Origin of the sequence: Streptococcus mitis (assembly GCF_003942965.1) — a bacterium.
GTDB classification, from domain to species: Bacteria; Bacillota; Bacilli; order Lactobacillales; family Streptococcaceae; genus Streptococcus; species Streptococcus mitis_BH.
The window spans coordinates 116,449-122,448 of the sequence record NZ_RJOG01000005.1; the positions used below are offsets into that span (position 1 = coordinate 116,449).

A 6,000-nucleotide genomic window follows, 5' to 3' on the forward strand; every position below is an offset into this window, starting at 1 on the left:
ACACAAGATTTTCTTTCATGAGTTAGATAAGGTCAATATCCTCATTCCTTGTCTGCTTCATTTTCTTTTACGAGATCTTTTTGTGAATCCTTTTCAGAGAGTTTTTGATCGATATACTTGTTAATGGTTTCATAAAATTCCTTGGTCGTATCACTGTCTAATTTTGTCGAATTATGAACTTGATTGACTTTCAATTGAACAGATTGAATACCGTAAGAGGCTTGTTTTTGGTGGAGCGTTTCTAATTCTTCTTCTGAAATCGGATCTCCAACAACCGTCAAGACCAATTCATTGTTCCTTGACTTGTAGACTTGATTAATGACCGTATGATTGGCGAACTCTTTTCCTACAAACTGTTTGATTCCTTCTTTTCGCGCTTGATCTATCGTCAGAGTGACTGCTGAATAGCTGGCTGGAAGAATCAATAATACAATCAAGGATATCAACCCAATTCTCATTTTAATGTTTAGCTCTTTAAATGAACTTAAGGGAGATTTTCTCATCATAATTCTTGTTCCAACAATGTTGATTAGCATGATAAAGACACAGTTGATCAAGAAAAGATAAAGAGCTCCAAATAAAAATCGTACATTTCCATTAGCTAAACCATATCCTGCAGTACAGATAGGTGGCATCAGAGCTGTTGCAATGGCTACTCCTGGCACGATATTGTTTGCTTCTTTTTTCCTTGAACCAATTACGCCTGCTATCCCACCAGCAATAGCAATGAGAACATCCCAAATGGTTGGAGAGGTTCGTGCAATCAATTCGCTACTTTCATAAGATAAGGGAGAAATCCAGAAATACAGAGCCGAGACAAGCAAGCTGACCAATACTTGAGTAAATAAAACCTCTAGAGATTGCTTGATTAAACGCGTATCAAAAATAGCTAAACCAAATCCGAGTCCAACAATCGGTGTCATAAGAGGGGAAATCAGCATAGCTCCAATAATGACAGCTGTTGAATTCATATTTAGTCCGATAGAGGCAATAAAAATCGCACACATCAAAATCATTGTATCTCTTAATCGAACATGAAGATCATCATATAATTTCTCACGGTATTCACGTGTTGAATAGTTTCCGGTCATTGGTTACTCCTTTTATTTCATATAATCTTGTTTCTGCATGGATGATGGTAGAGAGACTTTTGTCCAATCTTACATATTTTTCTTCTCACCTGTTATACTTTTGAAAATTATCCTCTATGTATCCGTCAGTCCATCCTTAACATTATATCAAAAATTTTACAGTCTTTCTCTGACGAAATCTATCAATTGAACAGATAGATGAAGCAAGAAATTTTTGTTTCCTTATCCGAAGAAGGAAAAACGGTATCTCTGAACTGCACCCCAAAAGTTAGACAGAAAAAATCTAACTTTTGGGGTGCAGTTCACCTGATAATATGCGTTTTATTCTCTATAATTTAGCTATTTCAAAATTACAAGTTCTCCATTCTTAATTTCCCAAACTTGGTCAAACTTACTTAATAATTCGTTTTGGCGATGTAAAGTAACAATGACGGCACTTGGTAGTTCCAGAACTCTTTCCAATTCCATTTTAAACTGATTAGTATCCAAGGCAGAGAAAGGTTCGTCTAGGATAAGCAATGGATTTTTACGATTTTTCTCACGATTTAAATACATTCGTTGTTGCTGACCACCTGACAGGGATTGTGGTGGAATTTTTTCAAAATCTTCTTCTCTGAATTTTTCATTGAAACTATTGAATAGCGTTACATTATTTTCATAACTCGAAATAAATGTATGTTCTTGTTGCAGAATCATACCGAATCTTCCCCAAAGATGGTCCAAAACAAGCCCATCTAGCACAATTTGTCCTTCAAAATCTTCATCTGTTCCATTTAAAATGTTGAGAAGACTACTTTTTCCAGACCCATTCTTACCAATAAGCGCAATTTTATCCCCTTTTTGAATCGTAGCGGAAGTAATTATCAATTTTGATTCTCCCATTTGTTTGGAAATGTTTTTCAAAGTAATCGTATCAAAAGAATGTTGAGGTGCTTGAACTGAAACGGGTCTCCCAACAATGTTTTGAAAACTCTTGATTACAGGCTTTACGGACTCTAACATTTGTAAATCATAAAGGATTTCCTGTATTGGTTCAGAAAAAGCATTAATATATCCGAAACTCGCCACCACCTCAGGAATACCGAGTTGCTGGTGAGATAGAGAGTAGGCTAAATAAATAAACAGAACAAGACTAATGAATTCAAAAGAAACACCTGTCAATAAGATGCCAGTAATTTTTGTCAAACCATACTTAAAATACTTATCCTGCAAATTCTTTAGAGAACTCTTTTGTTGATTCAAAAAATGCGACATAGTTAGTTTATTTACCAAATGATGTCCCATGAGCAAATCCTCCAAAGTTCGATAGTAATCTCCTTGTTTTTTCAAGTAAACCTGTCTGCGATTAGCGGTCAACTTCCCAACGATTTTAGGAATTTGAATACTAATTCCAGTAGAAAAGATTAAAATCAATGATACAATAGGATTAATTGTTCTGCTAATAATGAAAGCGTAAATGATGATACGTAAAATTTGTTTGATAAAACTCATCAATGGAGGAAGGTAATCCTTTTCCAACGAATCTAGGTCATTAGATTGATAGGAAATATACTCTGCTACTGTTTTCTGCTTGAAATCGTGGTGACTGAGTCCCAGAAGTGAACGAAACCACTCATTTTTCAAAGTAGTCGAAAAGATAATCCCCTGCTTCCAATCAAGTATCATTTGGATATAGTTACAACTCAAATAGCCAGCCACTGACATAGAGTAACCATATAGAGCTACTTGATAATCCCCTTTGATTAATGCCTGCGTGAAATACGGTAACAAAGCTGTGCAGATATTCGATACTACACCAAAAAGAAAATTAAAGAAGAGATACCATCTAATAGTTTTAAGATATGGTAGCATATACGATACTCCTTACTAATGCGTTTTTTTACATATCGCAGAACAATCTCTACTATTCCCTATTTCAGATAGTGCGATACTCGGACATTGAGTGCAATAATTGTAAATCACACAAGTACTGCAGTTTTTACTATCATTCAAAATAAAAAGAAAGCTGCAGTTCTTTTAATCCTGTATCAACGATTCATTCTGAAATCGAATAGGAGACATTTCCCAAGTCTACAATTCACTTCATCTCAAATTAATTTTTGTAATTCACCCTTAGTTTATAGATTTTATACTCAACAAAAGTATAAAGCATACAAAACTTCACTTTGAACCAGTATTTATACTATATTCCGTATTAAAAATTCTATTATTGATTTTGTAAAAAACAGTCTTCAAATATCCTGAAATATAGCAAAAAGAGATTGGGTAAAAACTCATTGTCTCTTCTCACTCAAGGACTAAGTTCACTTGAACAAACTGAATCCGCACTGTCGTTCCTGTACCGACCTCAGACTCGATACGAATCTGGTGCCCCAGTTCTTCAGAAATTTTCTTAGATAGGTAAAGTCCAAGTCCAGATGACTGCTGAGTTAGGCGTCCATTGTAGCCTGAAAATCCACGTTCAAAGACTCGGAGGACATCACTGTTTTTTATCCCGATTCCCGTATCCTTGATACAGAGTTCCTGGCCTTCCATATAAATCTCCAGACCACCTTCCTTGGTGTACTTGAGACTGTTTGAGATGATTTGCTCAATGACCACTAGCAGCCACTTTTTATCCGTCACAATTTCTTTATCAAGGTCATGCAGATTGACACTTAAGCCTTTTTGAATAAAGAATAGAGCGTATTTACGCAGTATTTCCTTGACCAAGTCCTCAATTTGAACCTGCTTTAAGACCAAATCATCATGGAAACTTTCTAAACGCAGGTACTGTAAGACTAGATTAGTATAGGAGTCTATCTTGAAAATTTCCTGTTCTAGCTGCTGCTTCAGTTGGCGATCGGCTACTTCTGCAACTAAGAGTTGACTAGCTGCAATGGGAGTCTTAATCTGATGAACCCACAAGGTATAGTAATCCAGCAAATCCGTCAGTTTTCTTTCTGCATCTGACCTCTGCTGGTAGAGTTCCATCTCACGCGCTTCTAATTTTTCAGCCAAGGCTCTTTCCAAAGGAGACTGAGCTTCCCTCTCCCCATAGAGAATTTCCTGGCGATAGACCTGCATTTCCACCAATATGTCCCAAGTGAAAAATAAGATGGTTACAAAGCAACACAAGAGGAAAAAGTAGAGAAAGTAAGTTCCTAAACTTGCAAATAAAAACTGAAAAAGCAAAACTAGAAATGCTAAAGCAAGCAGATAGACAAACAGACGACTACGGGAGCGCAGATAGGCTAGAAAAAATTGTTTCCAATCAAGCATGCTTTAATCCGTACCCTATCCCTTTCTTGGTCTCGATAAACCCTACCAAGCCCTGCTCTTCCAATTTTTTACGCAAACGAGCCACATTAACTGAGAGAGTATTATCATCAATGAAAAAGTCACTGTTCCAAAGTTCCCGCATGAGGTCATCACGCGCTACAATATTGCCCGCATGCTCAAACAAAACGCGTAAAATCTGGAATTCATTCTTAGTCAAATTCAAGACTTGCCCTTGATAATGTAAATCCATTGATTTGGTATTGAGGATAACACCAGCATATTCCAGTAAACTCTCGTCACGCCCAAACTCATATGAACGTCGCAACAAGCCCTGAACTTTGGCTAAAAGAACCTGCTGGTCAAAAGGCTTGGTCACAAAGTCATCCGCCCCCATATTGATTGCCATGACAATATCCATAGCCTGGTCTCTCGAAGACAGAAACATGATGGGGACCTTGGAAATCTTGCGAATTTCCTGACACCAGTGATAGCCATTAAACAAGGGCAAACCAATATCCATGAGGACCAGATGAGGTTCCGACTGAACAAATAGACTCAAAACTTCCATAAAGTCTTCTACCAGGACCACTTCAAATCCCCATTCAGAGAGCATTTTTCCGACTTGTTGACGAATAACCTGATCATCTTCTACTAATAAAATCTTGTGCATCTGATTCTCCTTTGCTAATTTTAGGAGTCTTAAATCCTTTAGTATAAATAGAGGGCTTAGTATCTAATACTTTTTTGACATTTCCTTGTCACAACAGCTCAAAAACAGATAGTGAATAACCCCATTGATATCATACCTTATTTTCAGACATAGTGCCAGCACTACCCATTTATTTTTAATTTTTTCAACCCTCATTTCAGTTCTTTTATACATCCCCTTAACCAAAATTTATATCTATTCTTCCAAACCTTGAGTGTAGTTAAAACGACACTCTATACTCTTCTAACATTGAAAAGCTCCTTATCAAGTGGTATCCGTAAAAAGTTCTAGCTTTCAGATTGACAATCTGAAAAAGATTTGTTAAGATATGAATGAACGATATTTAATATTCATTCATAAAAGAGGTGAATCAAATTGGACAAAAAACAGGCTTTGAAATCCGCAGCTTATGAAGTTTTTTCAAAAAAAGGATACAAGGCGACAGGAATTTCAGAAATTGCTAGACAAGCTCATATGGCAGTCGGATCTTTTTATAACTATTACGAAAGTAAAGAGGCTATTTTTTTAGATATCTATATTGATGAAAACAGCCGTGTTCGCCAAACTATGATCGAAGAACTGGATTGGGAAATTGATATGATTGATCTTATTAGTCAACTCTTTGCTCAATCCAGAGCACTCGTTTCTTCCAATAAAATCCTTGCAGAATGGTACAATCCTGCCATAGCAGATGAGTTGCATAGCTACTATTCCTCAGAAGAAGGGAAAGTCACGAATCCATTTCATCAATTTCTCGTGAAAACCTTTACTCATCGTTTGCAGGCTGAAGGCCATTCTCCAGAAAAAATTCAAGATATTTTACAAGTTTACAACCTATTTTACTACATGGATATTCATATCACAGAAAATGATTTTCCAGATATTAGCAAAACTGTAGAAATACTAGCAACCAACTTCATTAAAGGAATACTGAAATAA

5 protein-coding genes are annotated in these 6,000 nt (G+C 36.3%); 1 reads left to right on the plus strand and 4 read right to left on the minus strand.

Annotated elements, in window-relative coordinates; genetic code table 11:
• Nucleotides 1–41: 41 nt before the first annotated feature.
• From D8837_RS02720 to D8837_RS02740, 4 genes are all read right to left on the minus strand, one after another.
• A complete protein-coding gene (locus tag D8837_RS02720) occupies nucleotides 42–1,091 on the minus strand; it encodes a DUF389 domain-containing protein (protein WP_125456122.1) in 1,050 nt (349 codons plus the stop codon).
• A 339-nt stretch (nucleotides 1,092–1,430) separates the two neighbouring features.
• Nucleotides 1,431–2,942, minus strand: a complete 1,512-nt coding sequence (locus tag D8837_RS02725) for an ATP-binding cassette domain-containing protein (RefSeq protein ID WP_000938204.1) — start codon at nucleotides 2,940–2,942, stop codon at nucleotides 1,431–1,433.
• Nucleotides 2,943–3,377: 435 nt separating this feature from the next.
• Nucleotides 3,378–4,352: a sensor histidine kinase gene (locus D8837_RS02735; RefSeq protein WP_125456123.1), complete on the minus strand. Its 975-nt coding sequence runs from the start codon at nucleotides 4,350–4,352 to the stop codon at nucleotides 3,378–3,380.
• Nucleotides 4,345–5,022, minus strand: coding sequence for a response regulator transcription factor (locus D8837_RS02740; RefSeq protein ID WP_000548991.1), 678 nt, complete (start codon nucleotides 5,020–5,022; stop codon nucleotides 4,345–4,347). The genes D8837_RS02735 and D8837_RS02740 overlap by 8 nt, the downstream gene beginning before the upstream one ends.
• Before the next feature lie 408 nt (nucleotides 5,023–5,430).
• Between D8837_RS02740 and D8837_RS02745 the strand changes: the two genes are divergently transcribed.
• Entirely contained in the window at nucleotides 5,431–6,000 is a 570-nt protein-coding gene (locus D8837_RS02745) for a TetR/AcrR family transcriptional regulator (RefSeq protein ID WP_125456124.1), read from the plus strand.

Excerpts from the sequence above, each read along its gene's own strand:
- D8837_RS02720 (WP_125456122.1), bottom strand. The coding sequence starts at position 1,091 with ATGACCGGAAACTATTCAACACGTGAATACCGTGAGAAATTATATGAT.
- D8837_RS02725 (WP_000938204.1), bottom strand. The coding sequence starts at position 2,942 with ATGCTACCATATCTTAAAACTATTAGATGGTATCTCTTCTTTAATTTT.
- D8837_RS02735 (WP_125456123.1), bottom strand. The coding sequence starts at position 4,352 with ATGCTTGATTGGAAACAATTTTTTCTAGCCTATCTGCGCTCCCGTAGT.
- D8837_RS02740 (WP_000548991.1), bottom strand. The coding sequence starts at position 5,022 with ATGCACAAGATTTTATTAGTAGAAGATGATCAGGTTATTCGTCAACAA.